The organism is Phenylobacterium aquaticum (genome assembly GCF_022695515.1).
Taxonomy (GTDB): domain Bacteria; phylum Pseudomonadota; class Alphaproteobacteria; order Caulobacterales; family Caulobacteraceae; genus Phenylobacterium; species Phenylobacterium aquaticum.
In genome coordinates this window covers 33351-55121 of record NZ_JALDPT010000015.1, presented here as the reverse complement: position 1 = coordinate 55121, position 21771 = coordinate 33351, and the positions used below count along the sequence as shown (strand labels likewise).

At 67.0% G+C, this 21771-nt stretch carries 20 protein-coding genes; 7 read left to right on the top strand and 13 right to left on the bottom strand.

Annotation, left to right across the window (positions count from 1 at the left end):
* Nucleotides 1-105: 105 nt before the first annotated feature.
* From MQH10_RS12720 to MQH10_RS12690, 7 genes are all read right to left on the bottom strand, one after another.
* Nucleotides 106-1584, bottom strand: a complete 1479-nt coding sequence (locus tag MQH10_RS12720; protein ID WP_242564418.1) for an HWE histidine kinase domain-containing protein — start codon at nt 1582-1584, stop codon at nt 106-108.
* 41 nt (nt 1585-1625) lie between these two features.
* Complete coding sequence (locus tag MQH10_RS12715) at nt 1626-2012, bottom strand: response regulator (protein ID WP_242564417.1); 387 nt, start codon at nt 2010-2012, stop codon at nt 1626-1628.
* Nucleotides 2009-4825: an ATP-binding protein gene (locus MQH10_RS12710; protein WP_242564416.1), complete on the bottom strand. Its 2817-nt coding sequence runs from the start codon at nt 4823-4825 to the stop codon at nt 2009-2011. Before MQH10_RS12710 ends, MQH10_RS12715 begins: the two co-directional genes overlap by 4 nt.
* A gap of 256 nt (nt 4826-5081) precedes the next feature.
* A complete protein-coding gene (locus MQH10_RS12705) occupies nt 5082-6305 on the bottom strand; it encodes a hypothetical protein (protein ID WP_242564415.1) in 1224 nt (407 codons plus the stop codon).
* 66 nt (nt 6306-6371) lie between these two features.
* Complete coding sequence (locus MQH10_RS12700) at nt 6372-8768, bottom strand: EAL domain-containing protein (protein ID WP_242564414.1); 2397 nt, start codon at nt 8766-8768, stop codon at nt 6372-6374.
* Between the two features lie 207 nt (nt 8769-8975).
* Complete coding sequence (locus MQH10_RS12695) at nt 8976-9407, bottom strand: response regulator transcription factor (RefSeq protein WP_242564413.1); 432 nt, start codon at nt 9405-9407, stop codon at nt 8976-8978.
* Nucleotides 9408-9448: 41 nt separating this feature from the next.
* Nucleotides 9449-9841 (bottom strand): hypothetical protein, encoded by a 393-nt coding sequence (locus MQH10_RS12690; RefSeq protein ID WP_242564412.1) that lies wholly within the window; start codon nt 9839-9841, stop codon nt 9449-9451.
* A gap of 321 nt (nt 9842-10162) precedes the next feature.
* On the opposite strand from MQH10_RS12690, the gene MQH10_RS12685 reads away from it, so the two are divergent.
* On the top strand, nt 10163-10597 hold the full coding sequence (locus MQH10_RS12685) for a hypothetical protein (RefSeq protein ID WP_242564411.1): 435 nt from the start codon (nt 10163-10165) through the stop codon (nt 10595-10597).
* Nucleotides 10598-10604: 7 nt separating this feature from the next.
* Here MQH10_RS12685 and MQH10_RS12680 read toward each other — a convergent pair whose 3' ends face one another.
* From MQH10_RS12680 to MQH10_RS12670, 3 genes are all read right to left on the bottom strand, one after another.
* Nucleotides 10605-13160 carry a hybrid sensor histidine kinase/response regulator gene (locus MQH10_RS12680; RefSeq protein WP_242564410.1) on the bottom strand — a complete coding sequence of 852 codons (2556 nt, stop codon included), beginning with the start codon at nt 13158-13160 and terminating at the stop codon, nt 10605-10607.
* A gap of 747 nt (nt 13161-13907) precedes the next feature.
* Nucleotides 13908-14462 (bottom strand): hypothetical protein, encoded by a 555-nt coding sequence (locus MQH10_RS12675; RefSeq protein WP_242564409.1) that lies wholly within the window; start codon nt 14460-14462, stop codon nt 13908-13910.
* A 23-nt stretch (nt 14463-14485) separates the two neighbouring features.
* Nucleotides 14486-14641 carry a hypothetical protein gene (locus MQH10_RS12670; protein ID WP_242564408.1) on the bottom strand — a complete coding sequence of 52 codons (156 nt, stop codon included), beginning with the start codon at nt 14639-14641 and terminating at the stop codon, nt 14486-14488.
* 205 nt (nt 14642-14846) lie between these two features.
* On the opposite strand from MQH10_RS12670, the gene MQH10_RS12665 reads away from it, so the two are divergent.
* The 5 genes from MQH10_RS12665 to MQH10_RS12645 all read left to right on the top strand — a co-directional run bounded on the left by MQH10_RS12665 (nt 14847) and on the right by MQH10_RS12645 (nt 17035).
* A complete protein-coding gene (locus tag MQH10_RS12665; RefSeq protein ID WP_242564407.1) occupies nt 14847-15317 on the top strand; it encodes a hypothetical protein in 471 nt (156 codons plus the stop codon).
* Entirely contained in the window at nt 15304-15987 is a 684-nt protein-coding gene (locus tag MQH10_RS12660) for a hypothetical protein (RefSeq protein ID WP_242564406.1), read from the top strand. Before MQH10_RS12665 ends, MQH10_RS12660 begins: the two co-directional genes overlap by 14 nt.
* A gap of 9 nt (nt 15988-15996) precedes the next feature.
* Nucleotides 15997-16374, top strand: coding sequence for a hypothetical protein (locus MQH10_RS12655; RefSeq protein ID WP_242564405.1), 378 nt, complete (start codon nt 15997-15999; stop codon nt 16372-16374).
* Between the two features lie 82 nt (nt 16375-16456).
* The gene (locus tag MQH10_RS12650; protein ID WP_242564404.1) at nt 16457-16837 is read left to right on the top strand and encodes a helix-turn-helix domain-containing protein; all 381 of its coding nucleotides are present in this window, start codon (nt 16457-16459) and stop codon (nt 16835-16837) included.
* A gap of 18 nt (nt 16838-16855) precedes the next feature.
* A complete protein-coding gene (locus tag MQH10_RS12645; protein WP_242564403.1) occupies nt 16856-17035 on the top strand; it encodes a 3-alpha domain-containing protein in 180 nt (59 codons plus the stop codon).
* On the opposite strand, the gene MQH10_RS12640 is transcribed toward MQH10_RS12645, so the two are convergent.
* Both MQH10_RS12640 and MQH10_RS12635 read right to left on the bottom strand, forming a co-directional pair.
* On the bottom strand, nt 17032-18210 hold the full coding sequence (locus MQH10_RS12640; RefSeq protein ID WP_242564402.1) for a type IV secretory system conjugative DNA transfer family protein: 1179 nt from the start codon (nt 18208-18210) through the stop codon (nt 17032-17034). The two genes, MQH10_RS12645 and MQH10_RS12640, sit on opposite strands and share 4 nt — an antisense overlap.
* 293 nt (nt 18211-18503) lie before the next feature.
* Nucleotides 18504-19202 (bottom strand): hypothetical protein, encoded by a 699-nt coding sequence (locus MQH10_RS12635; protein WP_242564401.1) that lies wholly within the window; start codon nt 19200-19202, stop codon nt 18504-18506.
* A 315-nt stretch (nt 19203-19517) separates the two neighbouring features.
* Here MQH10_RS12635 and MQH10_RS12630 point away from each other — a divergent pair, with 315 nt between their 5' ends.
* Complete coding sequence (locus MQH10_RS12630; RefSeq protein ID WP_242564400.1) at nt 19518-20753, top strand: hypothetical protein; 1236 nt, start codon at nt 19518-19520, stop codon at nt 20751-20753.
* An 86-nt stretch (nt 20754-20839) separates the two neighbouring features.
* Here MQH10_RS12630 and MQH10_RS12625 read toward each other — a convergent pair whose 3' ends face one another.
* On the bottom strand, nt 20840-21697 hold the full coding sequence (locus tag MQH10_RS12625; protein WP_242564399.1) for a glycine-rich domain-containing protein: 858 nt from the start codon (nt 21695-21697) through the stop codon (nt 20840-20842).
* Between the last annotated feature and the right edge of the window lie 74 nt (nt 21698-21771).

Genomic DNA, 21771 nt, shown 5'->3' with positions numbered 1-21771 from the left:
GCGTCGGCCAGTCGAGATCAAGTCAGCAGATGGGCCCCTCGTCACGTGGCGAGGCCGGACCGCCGGACCGGCGGCCGCGGGGCCCGGTCCGTGCCTGCAGGCAACTCACGCCGCGCGCTGCACCCGGCGCAGCTGGTCGGCCAGCACGCCCCGGTTCACCGGCTTGCGGATGATCGGGCAGTCGCGATACCGGTCCGGATAGTCGAGCTGCTCATAGCCGGTGCAGAATATGAGGGGCACGCCTTGCGCGCGGAGCTCTTCGGCCAAGGGATAGACGAGGCCTTCCCCCAGATTGACGTCGAGGACCGCGACGTCCGGGAGGCGTATCCCCGCGAGCAGGCGCCCGGCCTCCAGGATCGTCGAGGCCGGCCCGACGATCTCCCAGCCGAGCGCGGCCAGGTCGTTGCAGAGCTCCATCGCGATCAAGGTTTCGTCCTCGACGACGAGCACTCGTCCTCCGCTTGTGCTTTCGCGCGGCTGGGGTTTGGGCTCATCGGCGCTCCTCGGGCCGGGCGGGCTTTCGAGCCGATAGGTGCGCGGGGGGAAGGTCGCGACGAGCCGCATCCCCTCCGGCTGCCAAATCATCCTGAGCGTTCCTGCCAATTGGCGCGTCGCGACCTCGCTCACCAGCGTGGAGCCGAAACCCTTGGAAGTCGGCTCCTGCACCTCGGGCCCGCCCGTCTCGGTCCAGCTCAGTTCCAGGTCCTGCCCCGGCAGGATGCCCAGGCGGATGTGGACATGGCCGCGGTCGACGGACAGCGCGCCATACTTGATGGCGTTGGTCGCCAGCTCGTGGATCAGCAGGCTCACCGGCTGAACGGCGTTGGCGCTGAGCACGATGCCCGGCCCTTCGACGTGAATCTGGCCCGGCCTCGGATAGGGCTCCGTCTCGTCGGCGATGATCCGGGCGAGATTCGCTCCCTCCCAGCGGCTCTGCGCCAGCAAGGAATGGGCGCGGCCGAGCGCGGACACGCGGCCCCGGACGGCCTCGACGAATTCCTCCTTGGTCCCGGCCCGGGTCAGTGAGACGAGGGCCTGAACTACGGCCAGGGCGTTCTTGGCCCGGTGATCGATTTCCCGGGCCAGGAGGTGGCGCGCCTCCTCGTTCGCCTTCCGCTCCGTGATGTCCCGCAGGATCACGGTCGCGATCCGCGCGCCGCCGACCTCGACCTGCGAGATGGAGGCTTCGATCGGGAACTCCTCGCCATTGGCGCGCAGCCCGCTGATGTCGCCCAATGATCCCATCCGCCGCGTCGTCGCGCCGGTCTCGGCGAAGCGTCGGATATGGGCGGCGTGCGCGCCGCGATAGCGGTCGGGGATGAAGTCGGAAATCGGCCGGCCCAGCGCCTCCGCTGCGGGGAGGCCGAACATGTGCTCAGCGGCCGGATTGAACAGGATGATGCGGTGGGCGTCGTTGACGGTGATGATCCCGTCCATCGCCGAGGCGACGATGCCCTCCAGCCTCCGCATGGTCTCGACCGCGTCGCGGGAGAAGGCCGGTTGGCGTGGCTGATCGACCATAAGCGTGATCCGAGCGGCAGGACGCCAGCCTACACGCGATCGCGCGGGATAGGAATCCTTCATGTGCCCGCGAGCGCCGGCGCTCGCGGGCCTGACGCCCGCGGCTAGCCCGACTGAGCCCGCAGCTCGACGAGCGCCTGGGCGAGCACGCCCTGCGTGTAGGGCTTCGGGAGCACGATGCGGCGGGGATAGAGCTCGCCCAGGCCCTCGCGCCCATATCCGGTCGCGAACAGGTAGGGGACGCCCCGCTCGCCGAGCGCATCGGCGACCGGATAGACCTTCTCGCCGCCGATATTGATATCCAGGATGGCCGCGTCCGCCTGCGCGGCGGGGCCGTCAAGCGAGCGAAGCGCCTCCGCCACGCTTCCGGCGACTCCGAGCACGATGCAGCCGAGCTCTTCGAGCATCGTCTCAAGCATCAAGGCGATCAGGGTCTCATCCTCGACGATGAAGACGCGCAGGCCGATGACGGGCGAGGCGGAATAGGTCATCCGAGCGCTACCTTGTGGGTCATCGGAATGCGCATGCCGCACCTGAGGCCATCCGCGCGGAAATCGAGCTCCACCTGGCCGCCGATCTCTCGCGCGAGGCCCCGTTCGAGCAGGCGGGACCCGAAGCCGCGGCGGACCGGCGGCGAGACGGGCGGTCCGCCGCGCTCGGCCCAGGCGAGGTCGAGGGTCTCCGGCGCGGTTCGCTCGTCGCGGGTCCACGCGATGTCGAGGCGGCCGGCGTCCGTCGAGAAGGCGCCATACTTGGCCGCGTTGGTGGCCAGCTCGTGGAAGGCCATGCTCAGGGTCACGGCCGCATTGGCGCTGAGCCGGATAGGCGGGCCATCGAGGGAAATCCGAGCCGCGCCGCCGACGAGCCGATAGGGGGCGAGGATCCGCGACAGGATATCTTCCAGCATGGCGCCGGTCCAAGACGCCGCGGTCAGGAGGTCATGGGCGCTGGCCAGGGTGACGAGGCGGCCCTCGAAATCCTGGTCGCCCGCTGAGGCCGACTGCCCGCCCCGGCGGCTCAGCAAGGCGATGGATTGCACCGCCGCCAGGGTGTTCTTCACGCGGTGATTGAGCTCGTCGATCAGGAGGCGCTGGCGCTCCTCAGCCTCGCGGCGCTCGGTCACGTCGAGATAGACTGCCGTCACCTCGCCGGGGATGCCGGCCGCGTCCCTGGCGATCCGTCCCCGCCCGCTGAGCCAATGGACCGACCCGTCTGGCCATCGCACGCGGTGCTCGATCGTCATGACCTGGCCGGTCCCGTCGAGCGCTTCGTTCCGCTCGCGTTCCACCCGCGCCTGATCCTCGGGGTGATAGCCGGCTCGAATCTGTTCGAGAGAGAGGGTCGTCGACGAGGGATGGCCGAAGAGCCGCGCGAAGCCCGGCGTGTGCAGCACCCGGCCGTCGCGCATGTCGACGACCACCTCGCCCATGCCGGCGGCCTCCATCGCGAAGCCCAGCTTGGCGCTGGCCTGAGCGGCTTCCAGCTCCCGCTCCCGCTCCGCCGCCCTAGCGCGCAGGCGGGCGAGGCGGATCGCCCCCTCGATCCGGGCCAGCAGCTCGCGCACGCCGAAGGGCTTCACCAGATAGTCGTCGGCCCCTGCCGCCAAGCCCTCGATGCGCGCCGCGTCACCTGCACGGGCTGACAACAGAAGCACGGGCAAGGTCTCTGTGCGCGGATGGGTCCGCAGTGCGCTCAGGAGCGCGAAGCCGTCGGGACCGCCCGGCATCATCACGTCGGTCAGGACCAGGTCGGGAAGCTCGTCGCCCGCCGCGAGGCGCAAGGCCTGCTCGACGTTCGAGGCGACGACGACCGCATGGCCGGCGTCGAGGAGGACGCGGGCCAGGTAGGAGCGCATGTCCGGGTTGTCATCGACCAGGAGGACGCGCGCGCCGCCGATCTCGGGCGCAGGGGCAGGCAGCGCGTCCTCGGCGTCCTCGTCCTCGAAGGGCCATGCACGCCGCGCGGGCGGCAGCGACGCGGACTCTGGCTCGGCCGCATCATGCGGTGCGCTCGGTCTCATCTCGCTCGGCAGCGTCACGAGGAAGGCGCTGCCCCGGCCAAGCGCGCTCTCGATCGCGACGGAACCGCCGCAGGCGGCGGCCAGGTCCCTGACCAACGCCAGCCCGATGCCGGACCCTTCGTGCCCCCGGCCCGGCCGGCCGTCGATGCGGCGGAACCGCTCGAAGACCGCGTCCCGGTCCTCCGGCGCGATGCCGATGCCCGTGTCCTCGACGCGCAGCCGAACCTGGCCGTCGGATTCTGACAGGCGCACCGTGACGCCGCCGGACGGCGTGAACTTGTACGCGTTGGAGACCAGGTTCAGGACGATCTTCTCCCACGCGTCGCGCGCCACGAGCATCGGCCCCGAGAGCGGCGGGCAGTCGACGACGAGGGAGAGATTGGCGCGCTCGAACGCCGAGGCGAAGCTGCTGGTCAGCTCGGCGGTGAAGGCCGCAAGATCCGTCGGCTCCCGCCGACCGGGGTCGCGTCCGGCTTCCAGGCGCGAGAAATCCAGCAAGGCGTTCACGAGGCGCAGCAGGCGGCGGGCGTTGCGTCGCGCGATCTGCAGGCGTTCCTTATCGGCCCCGGAGCGATCGGCCTCGGCCTGCGCGATCAGACCGTCGAGCGGCCCCAGGATGAGGGTCAGCGGGGTCCTCAGCTCATGGGAGACGTTGGCGAAGAATTCGCTCTTGGCCTGGTCGGCCTGGCGGAGCTTCTCGTTGACCCGCGCCAGCTCCTCGCCGGCGTGCTTCAGCTGCCGGTTGGCGTCCTTGAGCGCCGCGCCGGCCCGGAGCACCTCCGCTTCGACGGCTTCCGCCGGTCCGCGGGCCCCGCTCGGGGGCGATTGGGCTCCGCCGGCTTCCCGCGCCTGCATGAAGGCGGTGACGTCCTGGACCCGATGGAGCAGATAGGCGACCTGGCCCTGGCCATCGGGGATCGGGGTGTTGACCGGACTCCAGTAGCGCGCCTCGAATTCGCCGGACCCGTCATGCCGCGGAATATCGTACTTCTGGACGCCCATGGCGTCGGGCGTGCGATCGCGGAGCGCCCGGTCCAGCGACGCGCGCAGGTCGCTGACCCCGCTCGACGAGGCATCATTCGGATTGTCCGGGAAGGCCTCGAACAGACCCTTCCCCACCAGCGCGGCGCGCGCGGTTCCGGTGGCGGATAGGTAGGCATCGTTGACGGCGAGGATCGAGAACCGGGGCGGGTCCGGCCTGAGCAGCAGATAGGGCGTCGGCGCGCCCTCGAAGATCAGGCGATAGTCCAGGCTCGGATCGGCACGGCCGATGCTATCGCTCATGACGCCTATCGCCTGCTGCGCGCGCCTGGGACGAGCGCGGCACGGCGCCGAATCTCAGGCATCGGTGTGCGCGGCGTACCTTCGACCATAGATTGCCGCAGCGTGAAGAGACGCCCTGCGCGCGATCAAGTCAATGGCCGCCTCGCGGGCTGATCGACGCCCGTCGCGGGCCGAGCGAGCGGCAGACTCGCGAACCGGCCTCCGGCGGTTTGGCGATCCGGCGCCGGAGGATCCGAGGCGCACCCGCCGCGCCGGCCTAGGAGGCGAGTCCCAATCGCGCCTCGCTGAGCTCGAAGCCGCCTACGCCGCTCTCCCGATAGGGCAGGTGATCCGGTGCGCAGGCGAGGTCGTGGACGGGCAGGGAGAGCAGGTCCGACACGGCGGGGCCGCTCAGGAAGGGCGCGTTCTGCAGCCGGCAGACGTCCACTTCCCGGGCGCTCATGAGGTCGGTGACCCCGACCCAGACCCGCTTGGCCTTATAGGCGGGCTGCTGCGCGAGGAAGCGGCGGATGGTAGCGAGCCGCCCCAATTCGTCCTCGCCTTCGAGCGTGAGGGTCACGCTGGTCGCGGCCCCGGCCGGCAGGATGTCGATCCGGAACGCGGGATCGCTCACGTGCAGGTCGAGGAAGGCGACATGGGGGCGCATCAGGCTGTTGATCTGAGCCAGGGCGCCATGGGAGGGCTCGCGCGGCACGTTCAGGATGGTCGCCGCCAGCCGCGCGCGCTGGCTTGACGGGAGGGTGTTCAGCGCCTCCTTGATCGTCGCACGGGCCGAGGGCCGCACGATGGTCGAGAAGTCGAACGGCATGAACAGATAGCCCTGCGGGCAGGACTCAAGCAGATCGCGAGCCGCTTCGAGGCAGAGCAAGTCGTGTTCGAGGCCGTAGGGCTTGGCGGCGTGTTCCGCCAAGGGGCTCTTGTCGCTTGCGCGTACCGCGGCGCCAGCGCCGACGAACGCCTCCTTGGCCAGATAGTAGATGCCCCACCATCCCGTGCGCGGCTTCCTCGGTGTCGAGGCCCCGTGAGGCCCGTCGAGCGCTTCGCCATCCACCGGTCCGCCGGGCGGCGCGAGGCTCTCCACGCCGTCCGGGGTGATCTTGCAGATGCGGCCGGGGAAGCCGCCGTCATCCTCGCCGTCGAGCAGGGCCTGCAGCTGCGCGCGATGGGAGCCGGCGAACCGCATCACCTCGGCCTGATCGCCCTCGAAGAGCAGCAGGCTGACTTCGCCCTCGCCCTGCACGCCGAACAGCTTGCCCTGGAGGTCCCGGGCCAGCGCCTGCAGCTCGCGGGCATCGAGGCGCCGGGCCCGGGGATCGACCAGCACGAAGGAGAACGGCGCGACGAGGCCCGACCGGCGCGGCCACATCCAGGTGGATTCCAGATAGGCTCCCGCGACCTTGGCGACGATGGCCGCCATGCGGTCGGACTCGGCGCCCGGATGATCGCCAACGGCTATGCGGAGACAGGCGATGGCTGTCATGGTATCCAAATCTCCCTCGGCGCGAACTCTATCGCGCCTGCTGTACGTAGGCGACGCGACCCGTCGTCACGCGCCTTGTGCTTGGAATGGCCGGTCGTGGCGGTCCGGCGCGAGATTTCGCCCGACCAGCGATGCGAAGTCATCGATGTCGCCCGGGCGGCCGAACAGATAGCCCTGCGCTTCGCCGCAGAGTTCCTGACGCAGGAACGCCAGCTCCTCGGCGGTCTCGACGCCCTCGGCGAGCACCTTGAGATTAAGCCCGCGTCCGAGCCCGAGGATGGCGCGCACGATCGTCGCGGCCTGCGCATTGTCATGCACGTGACGGATGAAGGACTGGTCGATCTTGATCTTGTCGAACGGGAATGCGCGGAGGTTCGAGAGCGACGAGTAGCCGGTGCCGAAGTCGTCCATGGCGATCTTGACGCCAAGCGCCTTCAGCTGGCGTAGGGTGTGGAGCGCCTGGTTGAAATCCTCGATGAGGGCGGTCTCGGTCACTTCGAGTTCCAGGCGCTCGGCGGCGAGGCCGGTTTCCAGCAGGATCTCATGCACCCGCCGGGGCAAGGTGGGCGAGCGGAGCTGGACCGCGGATAGGTTGACGGCCATCTGCAGCGGGTTCGGCCAGCTCGCCGCCTCGGCGCACGCTTCGCGCAGCACCCAGTCCCCGATCGGCATGATCAGGCCCGTCTCTTCGGCGACCGGGATGAAGTCGGCGGGGGGCACCGCCCCGCGCGTGCGATGGTTCCATCGCACCAGCGCTTCGAACCCGAAAACCTCTTGGCTGATGAGGGAGCTCTGGGGCTGGTAGACGACCTTGAGCTCGTTGCGGACAAGGGCGTGCCGCAGATCAAATTCCAGGGCGAGGCGCTCGCGCATCTGGGCGCCGAGCGCGGCCTCGAAGAACCGGTAGACGCCACGGCCGTCTTCCTTGGCGCGATAGAGCGCGGCGTCCGCATTGCGGACCAGGGTCGCGGCCGTATCGCCGTCGCTGGGATAGAGGGCGATGCCGATGCTGACGCCAACCAGCGTCGTCTGCGCGTCCAGGGCGATTTCCGGCGCGATCGCGTCGATGATCGCCCCGCAGAGCGCGGCAAGATCCGCTGGTCGGCATGGCGCGAGGCGGATGATGGCGAATTCATCGCCGCCGAGCCGGGCGAGGAAGTCCTCGTCGCCGAGGGTTCGCGAGATCCGCGTGGCGACCTCGGAGAGCACGAGGTCGCCGGCGGCGTGCCCGAACACGTCATTCACCTGCTTGAAGCGGTCGAGGTCGAGACAGAGGACCGCGAACCCGTCGTCCCTGCGCCGGTGGCGCTGAAGTTCCAGATTGAGCTGCTCATGAAAGCGCGCTCGGTTGGGTAGCTGGGTCAGTCCATCGTGATGAGCGAGGAAGCGGATCTGGGTCTCGGCCGCGACACGGTCGCGCAGATCCCGAACGGCCACGCCGAGACGCGCCTGGCCGTCGAAGCTCATCTTCTGGGCGATCAACTCGACCGGCACGCGTTCGCCTTCGGCCCCCTGCAGGTGGCGTTCCAGGCGATGGCCATGCTCCAAGTCGGCGCGGTCCGAAACCGCCGCGTCCAGGAATAGGCTCGCGAACGGCTGTCCGACGAGGTCCGTCGCCGGCAGGCCGATCATGCGCGCGAGGCTGGCGTTCGCGGTCGTGATGATCGCGTCATCGCAAATGGCGAGACCTTCCACGGCCGCGTCGGCGAGTTCACGCATCCGCCGCTGTTCGCCGCGGCGCTGCTGATGTTCCACGGAAAGCGCTACGGCGCTCAGGAGCAGAAGGGCCGCCGCGCCGCCGGCCACCCAGACGGCGAGGAAATCCGTTGGGATGACCGTCGGAGGCAGATGCACGGAGGCGTCGGGCAAGATCGTGACGGCGCCCATCCCGGTGAAGTGTAATCCGCAGATGCCAAGCGTGAGCGACAAGATCGCGGCGATGCGGCCCCGAAGGCGTGGCTCATCCTGTTGGATCGCAAATGCGAGGGCGCTGAACGTCGTTCCGAGGCCCAGGGACAAGGCGACCAGGCCCGGGTCCCACAGCAGCTCGCCCTCGATCCGGAAGGCCGCCATGCCGAGATAGTGCATGGCGCCCACAGCGCCGCCCACGAAGGCGCCGCCGATCCATGACCGCGCGGGCATACGCCGGGTGTGGGAGATCTGGAAGCCGATCCCGAAGAGGCCGATCGCGACGACCAGGGACATCAAGGTTTCCGCCAGATCATAGCCGGTGTGGAGGCCCGGCCGGAAAGCGAGCATCGCGACGAAATGCGTGGCCCAGACGCCTTCCCCGGTGACGGCGGCGGCGGTGATGAGCCATCCTAGGCGCGAGGCGCCCTCGACCTTCGAGAGTCTGCGTAGCAGTCCCATCGCCGTTGACGCCGTTAGCAGGCAAACCAGGGCCGCCAACACCACCAGGCGGAAGTCATGAGCCCGCGTAAGGCACGTATAGACTTGAAACATGACCTCGTGCTCTTCCCTCGGTCGGCGACAGAACCGTTGACCACCTTGGCGAGCGCGGGTGAAGATCGGGTTTAAGACGATGGCCCTGACGGGCGGGCGCCTCCGATTCTCCCCGAGTGCGCGCATTTGGCGCATGTTCGCGGAGAGACGCGAGCCGCTCCGAGAAGGCGCTGCGCCTATCTTGCGGACTGCCATGGCGCTGGTCGCCTATACGTAGGCGGTCGCGTGCGCGGGCGAACTCGGCGCAGATGGAGCTGGCCTGCGTAGCAGCCGCTGGATGCGCTCTAGAATGTCGGCTCCGCTAAACGGCTTGGCCATGCAATCGCGGGCGCCAAGCCGGACGGCGCGCTGAATATCCTCGACGGCCAGCTTGCGAGCCATGACCAGGGTGGGAAACGGCAGCCGCTCGCCGCGTGGATTGATCGCCTGCAGGAGGCCGAATCCGTCGAGTTCCGGAAGGTTGAGGTCCAGGACCAGGGCAGCCGGACGGAAGGTCCGCAGGGTCTCCAGTGCCATTGGGCCGCTGCGGGCGATGCACGTGTGAAAGCCCACGAGATTCAGCCGGATTTGCAGGAGCTCCAGGATCGCTCGATCGTTCTCGGCGATCATGACCTTCAAGCCTCGGGTATCGAAGTGCATGACGGACACCTCCATTGAACGTCGCGTCCCGGTTCGCCCGGCTAGAAGAGATCCAGGTCGCTGGGTGCGATTTCGGTCTCAGCGGCACGTTCTTCGCCGCCGAAGGAGGTCGACATGCGATCGGCGAGCGCGCCGAGGGTGATCTCGGCAAGGGCGGGGGAGACCGGGGCGGACACGCCAGCAGGAACGTCCTCGCTGATCTTGCGGGCGAAGGCCGACAGGCTCGTGAGGTGCTGTGCGAGCAGGTCCACCGCATGGAGGCCCTCGCCGAGCTTGGCGCGCTGGCTCGGGGGCATAGTGTCCATCAGCTCTCCGATCAGGGTGTCGAGGAAGATGCAGCGGGCGCCCGCCAGTTCAATCTCCCAGGCCAGGACCTCGAACATGGTCGCGGCGCTGGCCTCCAATGGCGTGGCTTGTTCGGCCGAGGTTTGCACGGATGATCTCCTCTATGTCTGGGAGGGTGTCGGGCCAGGCCCTAATGGCGGGTGAACTTCGTCATGGTGCGACCATGGCGCGCACTATGCGTAACGTCTTGTCCAGGCGCGCCAGGCTGGGCGCCGCGCTCGTCGCTGTTGAGCCTTGTGTGTTCCTATTGTGTTCTTGATTTGTCTGGCGAGAGATTGCAATGTGCCCAATCGTTGTGATTGGAGGTTGAGCTCGTGAGGGTGTTCTTCGGAATGGGATTGGCGCTAGCGCTCGCAGGAGCCGCGCCAGCGTCAGCGGCCACGGTGGCGTTGCAGGGGGAGCTCAGCGGCTTGGGCTTTCTGATGGGGGACTGGGGCGGGCAGGGCCAGGTGGCGGACACTGGCGGCACGTCCTCGGGGCGGTCGAGCTTCACGCCCGAAGTCGGCGGGACAGTCCTGCTGCGGCGCGACCATACCGACCTCCTCGACGCGGTGGGCAAGTCGCAGGGCGGGTTCGACCAGTTGATGTGGATCTATTCAGAGCGGGGCGCGGTGCGCGCCGACTACGCGGACGGCCAGCATATCATCCACTATGATCGAGCGACCGTTTCGCCGGGCCGTGCGGTCACGTTCTTCAGCGTGGCGCAGGCGGGGGCGCCGACCTTTCGGCTCGCCTACACGCTCGCGGGCCCGGACGTGCTCAGGGTCTCGTTCGGCATGGCGGCTCCGGGCCAGAGCGACTTCCACGATATCGCGCAGGGCGAACTGCGGCGCGCGGCGCACTAACCCACGCTCAGGTCGCCCGCCGAACGGCGGTGATTGCCGGGGATTCGTCGATCAGGTCCGCCACCATGGCAAGAAGCTCCATCGCCTGGATCGGCTTGGGCGCGGCTTCGCTGAAGCCGGAGGCCACGAGTTCGCGACGGCGATCATCATCGACGTCGGCGGAGAGGGCGACGATCGGGATCGCGCGGTTCGGCCCCGGACCCGACCGGATTTTCTTCATCGCCTCGCAACCGCCCATGCCTGGCATGCGCAGGTCCATCAGGATGAGGTCGTAGGGCGCAGCCTGCGCCGCGGCGATCGCGGCTTCGCCGGTCTCCGCCTCGTGAAGCTCCGGGCCGAACGGGGCAAGCACCGCGCGGATCAGGTCGCGGTTCGCGTCATGGTCGTCGACGACCAGGATGCGGACGTGGGTGAGATCGATATCGTCTCCATCTGCGGCAGGCGAATCCTCTAGTGTGCCGCCCGCGGCCACAAGCGGCAGGACGAACCAGAAGCGGCTCCCGACGCCGAGGGTACTGTCTGCGCCGATCTGCCCGCCCATGGCCTCGACGAGGCCCTTACAGATGGCAAGCCCGAGCCCGGTGCCTCCCTTGGCGCGCTGCGGCTCCGCATCCACCTGGGAGAACCGCTGGAACAGGCGGTCCATCTGGTCGGGCGGGATGCCCGGGCCAGTGTCCCGGACCGAGCAGGTCAGGCGGTCGCCGGCAGGCGATATCGCCGCCTCGATTGCGACCTGGCCGTGATCCGTGAATTTCACGGCATTGCTCAGGAAATTCAGCAGCACCTGGCGTAGGCGGTCGGGGTCGAGAAGGTACTTCTCGCCACGGCCGCCTGTCGCGAGATTGACAAGCTCGACATCCTTTCCGTCGGCCTGGGGCTGAAGGAGCGCGAGCGTGTCGGCGATCAGGGCGTGGAGGTCGATGGGGCGCGGCTTGATGTCGAGCTGGCCCGCGTTGAGCTTAGAGAAGTCGAGGATGTCGTTCACAGTGGTGAGCAGAGCGTCGGCGGCGGTAGACACTCGGCCCAGATAGCGCTGGCCCTCGCTGTCCAGGTTCGAGCGCTCGTTCAAGAGGCGCGCGAAGCCCAGGATGCTGGTCAACGGCGTGCGCAGCTCGTGGCTCATGGTCGCGAGGAATTCGGATTTCACCGTCGCTAGCTGCTCGGCCTCGTGACGGGCCGCTACGAGCTCGGCTTCGAGGGCCTTGCGCGCGGTGATGTCGCGCACCGTGTCGGCGATGGCGCTCGGGCGGCCCGTGACCGGATCTCTCAGCAGAGCGGGACGCCCCTCGAACCACAGCTCCCGGCCGTCCTTGTGGATCGCGCGGTACTCGATGCGGTGCGCCGAGAGGTCGGTGTCCTCGCCGACCGAGACCGTGCGCACGGCGCGCGCGACAATGCCGGTGTCGTCCGGATGCACGATGGCGAGCGACGGCGCGCCGACGAGCTCCTCCGCCGTGTAGCCAGTGATCGCCTCCACCGCGGGCGAGACGTAGCCGAGGACGCCGTCGAGCGAGGTGAGCACCAGCATGTCGGTCGAATGGAGGGCGAGCTGACGGAACTTGAGCTCGCTCTCGGCGAGGCGTCGGGCCGCAGCCTGCGTCTCGGTCACGTCCATGAAGGTGCCGATGACCGCGACGATGGCGCCGCCGAGATCGCGTTCGGCAACGCCTTGAGAGCGGACCGTGCGCAGGGCGCCATCGGTTCGGACGAGCCGAAGCTCGAAGTCGAAGGGCGCGCCGTGCTCGATCGCCTCGTTGAATTGCGCGAGAACGCGGTCCCGATCTTCCGGATGGTAGAAGGCGACGGCTTCGTCGACGCTCGGGGCCCCGTCCTCGATCGCCCGGCCATGGATCAAGTAGATCTGCCCCGACCAGCTCAGCCGCTCGTCGCGTAGGTCGTAGCGCCAATGGCCGATCCCGGCCATTTTCTCGGCGAGGAGCGCGACTCGATGGGCCTCCCGCAGCCGCGCGGCGGCTTGTTCGGCGGCGTGCCGGTGGTCGGTGGCCTCGTTGAGTGCTGCCTGTTCCCGCGCCAAGCTGGCGCTCGCCGCTCGCCACAGCAGTACCGAGGCGGCAAGAGCGATCAGCATCGCGGCCGTAATGGCGCCGACGATCGAGGGCGGGGCGCCGAGCCAGCCCACCACCACTGAAAGCGCGACGAGTCCCGCCACCGCGGGCGCGCCGACCGCCACGTAGCCGACCCGGCAGCCGCGCGCGATGAGTGCACCGTTGAACATGATTGCGGCTAGGTGCAGGACGCCGATCACCAGCCCCCAAACGCCGAGCGTCGCGGGAGCGATGACGGCGGCGCTCGCGAACACCGAGCTGCTCGCGACCAGCAGGGCGAGCAGCCGCCACGGGCGACGATGCTCCGAGCCTGATCGGCGATAGAGCCGGGCTTCGAGGATAAGCAGGCCCGCATAGGTCAAGAACCAGGGCCCGATGGCTCTCCATCCCATGAAGGGGCCGTAAACCAGGGCGCAGGCAGCGCCGAGCGCGAGGCGGCGCGCAAGCGGCCCGCGTCGATCCTGCATCATTCGCCCGAGCCCGGAAAAGGTCCTCACGCGCCCTCCCTGAGCGAACGCTGTTATGCGCATGTGGCGGGCGAGGGGTTAAGGATGCCTGACCATTCGAGCCTCTTGCGACCAACCGCCTCTGGCTGCGATCCGCGGCCGGTTGTCGCGGCGCGACTCGACGGGTTTGGCCGACCCTGGCCCCGTTGAAGTTTAGTGGGCCACCGGATCAGCATAGTCGGCGCCTGAATGAAGATCTGCGGCGATCCAGGCCCGCGGCGGTCAACCTCGCGGGACGTCTGGGAGCGCTACTTCCGAGCCTCGCAGGCTCGTTCGCCGCTTCCCGCGCGAAGCCACTCGCGCACCGCCGGCGACGCGCAGTTCATCGCGGTGACGCGCTGCTCGGCCTCGAAGGCCCACTCGCCAGCGCCCTGCAGGGACAGCCAGGTCGCGTAGTAAAGTCCTCGCCCTTCCTCTGAAAGGTCGGCGGCCAGCAGTGGTTCCGGAACGGTCGGTGTCGCCGCTGACCGAACAGCGCGGTCTCGAGCGCCTCGACGTCTCCTTGTCGAGTAGCCCGTCCAGAAGGGCGTCGGTGAGGCGGGTGACCTTCCATAGGAACACCACAGTCTAATCGTTGAAACGATCACCGACCGCATTGTGATCGGAAAGGAGGGCGTGGAGATAACCCCCCAAGTCCCTTTCGGAAATGACGACGAATTGGCTACAAAACGCCTGCGATTTCGATTTTGCACGCCGAGCGGTCGGCGATGTGGAAGCGACCTGATGGCGAACTAGCTTTCAATTCCTGTGCCCGCCCGGCGAGGATTGATTGCCTGATGGCTCCCTGAACCTGGCCTTCAACTCGGCCAGCTGGATGCGCTGCTTACCCGCAGTTTCCCGAAGGCCTTCCACAGCAGCAAGATAGGCGGCATTCGTCTCAGCGGCAGCGCCGCCGGGTCGGTTCTCGATGTCAGCAGCAACGGCATTGACCATGGTCTGCACTTGCAATGCAAAGTGGAGGAGCCCTGCATCAGGTATGTCCCGGCCAAGAACCTGATTAATGACGATAACAGCGGGCTGGACCACAGACCTGACCCAATCTCGGTTCAGGAATTGCATCTGAGGGGCCTCGGCAACCGCTTGGAAGATGACGCTGACGATTTCTATCGCCTGCTGGCTACCAAGTAGCGCCGCTTCAATCCTCTGCCGGTGCAACTCTCGGCGAAGGCCGGCCGCCTCAATTACGTTCCAGAGGGCAACGCCGCCGGTCACTACAACCACCAGGCCATTGATGACGATGCCGAGCCAGACTGCTAGCTGATTGTCTTGGGGCAGGTAGATAGCGACGTTCATGGCGATTGCCTTTGAGGGTCTTGCTAGAAGTCTGGCTTCTCCGGCACAGCCTTCATGACCCGCTCTAGAAGGTCGCGCGGGTCCATTTCGTAGGCACGCGCGAGCACGATGAACTCCAGGATATCGAGCCGACGCTCCATGAGCTCAATTTTGTTCGGGAAGGACGGTGGCTTGCCCATTCGCCGCCCGACCTCGCGCAGCGACAGGCCCTTCTCGGCGCGCGCGCCTTCAGGGCGTCGATCACCGCGCGGTAGTCGGCAGAGACAACCCAACGCCGTTGCATGGCCAGATAGCGCCGCTTTTCAACTCAGGCGGTCTCTGGTAATGGTCGCGCCAGCCGTCCCCATCATGGGGACAGGCGAAGTGGTCTATCCGGGGGGATTTATGGACAAACGGTTCGTGTCTCTGGCCTGTGTGTTGGCTCTCATCGCAGGCGGCTGTGCGACTGTATCGCCGCCGACCGCCTCGGCTCCGAAGGCCGCAGCGGCCGCGCCGCCGCCGTCCTGGACGCCCACGATAGACACTCGTCATGTGAACCAGGCCCGCTACGCACGGGACCTCGGCGAGTGCCGGACGCTGGCCGCCTCGGTCCCCGGCTCGGACGGGAGCAAGGAAGCAAAGAAGGGCGCGCTGAAGGGCGGGCTCGGCATGGCGGCCGTCATCGGCGTCGCCACCGTCCTCACCGGCGGCATGGCGGCCGTCGCCGCGCTGCCGGCGGTCGCCGGAAGCGCCGCCCTTTCCGTCGGCGGCGGCGCGCTCACCGCCGGCTACGTCGGCAAGAACCTCGCGGACGCGAAGTACCGGAGCGCGCTCACGGATTGCCTGGCCGACCGGGGGTACCATGTCCTCGGCTAGGGTCGTGTTCGCCGCGTGCATCCTCCTGGCGGGGTGCGGCGGCAAGGCGCTGGACCCCAAAGCGCTCTCGAAGGCGCAGGCCAGGTCCCTCGTCCTCGCCTTCGACCGCAGCCACTGCCACGTCACCAGCCTCTATGATGACGGGTACGGCGGCTTCCACATGCGGATTCCAGGCAGCGTCGAGAGCGAGACCGAGACTGCGCTGACTTGGTTGCACGCCGTGTCCGTCCGCGACCGGTATAGCCATGTCGGAACGAAGTTCGTGGGGAGCTGCATCACGTCGATGGACGTGAGGAGCCCGACGGACGGCTGGACCATATTCTTCCGAGGCTGCGCACGCCTGCCGACCGACGGGAGCGCTGGCACCCTCACGGGCTGCGTTGCCACGCCGTCGGATGTCTCAATCCTCGACATCACGCCGGACGCGCAGAATCCCAAGCGCGCCACCGTCCTCTACGTGAGCGTCCTCGCGCCCACCTCAATCGGGAAGGTGCTTGCGGAGCCCGGCTCCGCCAACGATTCGGGCGTGCGGCTCCTGGACCTCCGGAAGGCCAATCACGACGCCCTGAATTTCCCGACCAGCACCGAGTACCGCGCCAGCCTCCAGCGCCTGGACGCCACCGGCTGGCGCGTGGACGACACCACCTTCTTCCACCCGGACCCGCGCTAGGAGACTACCATGGGTAAGGCCCTCGGCATCGCCGCATTCGTCGTGCTGCTCCTCTCAGTCCTCATCCCGGTCGTGGGGACCTACATCACGTTCCTTGCCCTCGCCATTTCCGCCGGGGCTGCCTTCGGCGGCGAGAAGACCTGGGTGCTCGTCGTGGAGGTGGTGTCCGCCGTGAAGATATTTTTCCTCTCCCCGACCTGGCATCTCATGCTCTTCCCGGGCCCGCCAGCTACCTGGGGATCGATGCGCGACGCCGTGAACGCGAGCCGAGAGCAGGCGGTCTCCGCGAGCCACCAGATGTGGCTGCTCACGCTCTTCTGCCTCGCCCTGCCGCTCGGCGCGCTGGCCTGGGCCGGCCTCGAACGCGAGAGCCAGCTCGGGGACTGACGCGTGGCTCCGCTCCCCGATGGCGCCTCCGGCACGTTGCGTGCATGCTCGCCTGCCGGGGGACGTGCGCAGGAGGACTTCCATGACCCAGGAACGGAAAGCGCCGGACCCCGTAGATGTGGCCGTGGGCGGGCGGATACGGCTGCTGCGCAAGGCGCGCGGCATGTCCCAGTCCAAGCTCGCCGAGGGCCTCGGCCTCACCTTCCAGCAGGTGCAAAAGTATGAGCGGGGCGCGAACCGCGTGAGCGCGTCGATGCTCGTGAAGGCGGCCCGCGCGCTCGACGTGCCGATCGCGGACCTCTTCGGGTCCTCCGCGACCGGTTCGGCTGCGCTCGACGAGTTCGCACAGCTCGCCACTCACACCGGCGCGCTCGATCTCATGCGGGCTTTCGTTCGCATCAAGCCTCCAGCGCTCCGGCGCTCGATTCTCGAACTCACACGGACGCTTGCCGGCGACGACTGACCGGCAGACGATGCGCCCATGATGAACGCAGCCGAATGCGACGCGAAGGTGTCCTCGCTCGTGCGCCGCGCCGACGAGGCCGGCAGCTATGCTGAGATGCTGGCGATAGAAGCGCTCGCTGCCGAGTGGCGAGACTTGGCGGAGTTCGTTCGCCGGCAGGAAGCGCTTGAGCGGAAGTACGGACGCCTCGGGCGCTAGCTGGCAAGCGGAAGCGTCTGGCCGCTGAACGGCCGGGACGGCGTCCCGTCTATCATCAGCTTCAGATAGAAGCGGCGGTTCGGCAGATTCATCAGGTCTTGCTCGCCGAAGGCCGGCGCGAACTCCCGCGCCAGGAGCGGCGCGTCTTCCGCCCCCACCCGGAACGCCACCAGTGTGCCGACGTTGCCGAGGACGGCATGGCGGATGTCCGGTTCGAGCTGATGCAGGTGCTGATGCGCGAGGGTGACCCCGAGGCCGTACTTGCGCAGCTCGGACAGCAGGTTGGCGAAAGACAGCGTCGTGAAGCTCTGGAACTCATCCACATACAGGTGGAAGGGGCGGCGTAGCGACCCCTGTTGGTCCGCGCGGCTAAGGGCAGCTAGCCCGATTGTCGAGACCAGCAGTCCGCCGACGGTGGCTGCGCTATCCTCTCCGAGCCGGCCTTTGGCCAGGTTGGCGAGTAGGACCCCGCCCTCGTCCATGAGGCTGCGGAAGTGGAGGTCCACCTGCTCTGGCACCAAGATGCGGTGCAGGGTCGGGTCTGCGAGCAGCGCGCCGAGCTTGTTCTGGATCGGCGCGACCACCTCCAGCCGATAGCGGTCCGGGTACCGCGCGAATTCGTCCTTCCAGAAGGCGCGGACCACGCCGTTGCGAACCCGGTTCGCAAGATTCTTGCGGAAGTCCGCGTCTGCATAGAGCCGCAGCAGGTCCGGGAGGATCGAGCCGTCCCGCTCCATGAGCAGGTACAGGGAGTTGCGCAGGACGTGTTCCATGCGGATGCCCCAGGCGTCCGGCCAGAGCTTCTTCAGCGTCTCCATCAGCCCGGAGGCGGCGAGTGGAATCTTGTCGGCGCGGACCCGCCGCAGCGGATTGTATCCGTACGGCTGCGCCGGATCCGGGGCGTTCAGATATCGGATGCGAGACTGCATCGTCTCCGGCACGGCAGCCGCCATCCGCCCCACTAGGTCTCCGTGCGGATCGATCAGCGCGAATCCGCGGCCGGCAGCGAGATCCTGGCGGGCGAGGCCTTCAAGAAACGCCGACTTCCCGACGCCGGTCTTCCCGATGACATGCAGATGCGAGAGGCGATCGGCCTGCTTGATGCCGAAGCGCTCAAAGCGCCTGCGGAAGGTAGTCTCGCCTAGGCAGGTGAGGTGGTCTTCGGGCGGGAGCATGCGCTCATAGTGTCGCCGACCGTGAAATTCGGCACGGCGTCACCGAGCCTCCGGCACCCTGCGCGAGGCTACGCATGGTGCTTGGTGTAACAACCAATTCGACTCATCGTGGCCCACCGGAACCCCCGCTTCCTAGCAGATTGGCGTTCGCGGCCGTGCTCAGGCGCGCTACTTCCAGTGTGATTGTCCGCGCGGTGGAGCGAAGTCTGAGGCAAGCATGATCTGAGGTAGATCGTCACGTCGAACGGACTTGCCCAACTTCCTTTGCTGAGGGGTCCTATGCCGGGGACAGGCTACTCTCGCCAGAACTTGGTGCTGTGGTTGTTCAGTCCGCGCGTGTGGGTGTCAACAACGGCCTGGAAGGTCTTTGGGATCTCTGCGCCGTTGCCGCCAGCCTTAAAGAAATCCCGAACCGAATAAAGCGCGTTGCGCCTGAGGTGATCCCAGGCCTGATTAAGGCGGCCTTGAAGCTCTCGCTCCTGTTGGGCTTTCGTCGGCTTTCGTTTCGTCGGGGGCCGGATAGAGTAGTCTGGGCGAAGGTCCACCTCGTGGGTGAAGGTGATCGAGCCATGGTTCCAGGCATCGTCGGGCGTCGCGCGCCAACTGAAGGAAACCCGAATGTTGAGGGCTGCGGTGAGGCGCTGAGGTAACCAGATCAGGTCGTTGATGGTGAAGCGCTCGCCGTCCCTCAACTCTTCCTCGACGCGCTTTTGCATTTGGTCCACCGCCCACCTTATGTCGGAGGCCGCGCGGTAGAGATCATTCTGTGTCTCCTCACGCTTTCGAGACGACTTGGCCTGCTGGTCCCTTTGTAGGGCCCGCTCGAAAGCATCTAGGTTGCGCCCGATAAATGGGCCGCAGTTCCAAAGTTGTCGCCGTAACTCGCTGGCGTGTCCGACACGCATAGCCCGTTCGACAAGTTCGTATAGCGCCTTGGTGTCGATGGCGGTGATCGCCTCCCGCTCAGCCCGCGGGGTGTTAATTTCGCCCATGCTGTCGCACCCGACTTGTTCTGATCAAACTGTCCATAGTCATCTCAAGATGAAAGGGTGGCGCGCAAGTGAGCGCAGAGGCACAGCCGTGGGGAGACGACCGAATCTGACGTCGCGGATCCATCCTTGACGAAGAATGCGCGGTTCGGAATTCCGAACGCCTTTGGATCTGGTAGGCGCTCTTCCACCACTCTACTGGCGATGTGGACCGGTCAATTCGACGACGCCTTGAGAGTGGTGTCTCGCTCCTCAACCTCTAGATGCTCTTGACGGGAGCTACACAATGCCGTCGCATCCGGTCAGGGGGACTGCCAGATGGCCGACGCGACGAGCACTCTGAATGAAATTTCCGGGGCATTAGACGGCCTAGCCGCCCAGATCGTCGCTATCGTTCCTGACGACAGGATCTTTGCGGAAATATGGGGCTGGAACATGCCCGCGATCAATCGGCACGACTTTGCGGAGCTGGTGAGAAAGCCGAAAGAGCTTATCCAAGAAATGGATAAGTCGGCAGTTGACGATGCCGATGTCGCGCGTCTCCAGGCCTTGCCGTCGAGAATTCAGTGGGTTCTTGCCAATGTGATGCCCAATCTTCCCGGTGGAAATGCGTTCCACGCGTACGCGACGACGATGTCGCTGGTGGACTCGCTGACGGAGATTCTGTCGAGATACGCCGAACATGCGTTCGACTTGAAGGAATTGGAAGACAAGAAGCTCTTGCCTGCCGCTCAGATCAAGCGACTGAAAGGCTTCTCAAGCGGCATTGATCGGCTGGAATTCGAAGCGGCGACTTATCAAGCGAAGGTCGACGAGATCAATCAGGCCCATGCTGTCGCAGAAAGCCTTCCTGCTGATATGCAAAGCCTGCAGGAGGCTCGCGAAGGATTCGAGGCTTCAAAGAGGAGTCTAGAGAACACGGTTGCTGATGTCACCCGTGCCAAGGGCGAATCCGAAAATGCGCTCTCGCGTCTCGCTGAGATTGAGAAGGAGGCGAGGGCGGTGCTCTCTCGTGCGAATGAGGCTTATGGAGCCGCGACGACGGTAGGATTAGGAAAGGCCTTCACCGATAGAGCGAATGGATTGTCTAATTCGACTTGGATACTTGGGGTGCTCTTGGCGTGTTCTCTAGGGATTGCCGCATACATCACCTATGAGCGCGTCGAGTTCGTTCACCAACTAATGCTAAATCCTAAGGTCAGCTATAACGTGCTGTGGATAAACCTCACGTTCACGGCCCTGAGCGTCTCGGCGCCGGTATGGTTCGCGTGGCTTCTCACCCGACAGATCGGGCAGCGATTCCGCCTCGCGGAGGACTATGGGTACAAGGCCGCTGTCGCCAAGGCCTATGAGGGATACCGCGCTGAAGCGGCTCATATCGATGACGAACTGGCGAAACGCCTCTTCTCGATCGCGCTCGACCGGCTGAGCGAGGCGCCGCTGCGGCTCGTCGAGAGGGACAGTCCTGGCTCTCCCGCCCATGAGGTTGGAGGACCGATCGCGCGCTTCTTCGGCCGTGGAGGAAAAGGTGATCGGAAGGAAGGGGAAGACTAGGTACGTACAATGGATCGGCTTGTCGCCCCGAGCGCCTTCCAACCCTGAACGCCGCAATAGCGCCTGAGCGAGCCGGCCTCGACACATCACCAGGTCAGGGTCACCTTGCCGTCACCGCCCTTGTCAGCTGGCGAGTACAGGTAGCCGTCGCCGTGGGCTCTGCAACCGATGCCATTGGCATAGCCGGGCTGCTCGCCTCTCCCCCCGTCGTTGACGTAGCCGGGGCCGGTGCGTCCCGGGCCGCCACCTGCTCCGCCCAAGCCGCCCGCGCCGCCCAGGCAGCCGCGGTCCGGGCTGCCGCCTCCCCAATAGCCGCTCGTGCCCTGCCAGCTGCCGACCGATCCATGTCCGGGCCCGCCGGGAGGTTCATTTCCCACGGGGGGCTGGTCCCCATAGGGCTCATGCCGCCCCGCTCCTGCGCCGCCGGTCGCCGTGACGAGGACCGGGCCGCCTGCGCCGTTCGCCAGCGCCGAGGATGCTCCACCGTCGGTCGTTGTGCCGGGAGCCATATCGAGCGCCTCACGAGGCCCGCCTTGCCCAACGGTCACGCTCCAAACAGTGGAACCGCTCGTCGGCAGTGCGACAACTTTCGTTAGCTCAGCGTAGCCGCCGCCTCCGCCGCCGCTGCCGCCCGCCTGCCCGTACCCCCCGAAACCGCCGCCGCCACCTGCGCCCCAGACCTGGACCTTGATCGGGATGCTCGTGCCGAGCTGCAGGATGAGATCGCAATCGCCCCCGCGGCCCTGGCCCGCCTTCACGTCGCCGCGGCCCTGGCCCGCTAGGACCGGCCCCGTCGGGGGCGGGACCGAACAGATCGTGAAACGGTAGGCGCCAGGCCCGCGGGTCCAGGTACCATGCGGCGGGTGAGCGGTCTGCGCGTCAGCGGCGCCCGCTAGCGCGGCGATCGTCAGGAAGACGGCGGCCACTTGGATCGAGCTAGGCATAGGCGCGTCCTTGATTTTGAGGGTCACGGCCGGAAGGCCGTCGCTCGCGAGGTTCCGATTCAAAGGAAATCCGA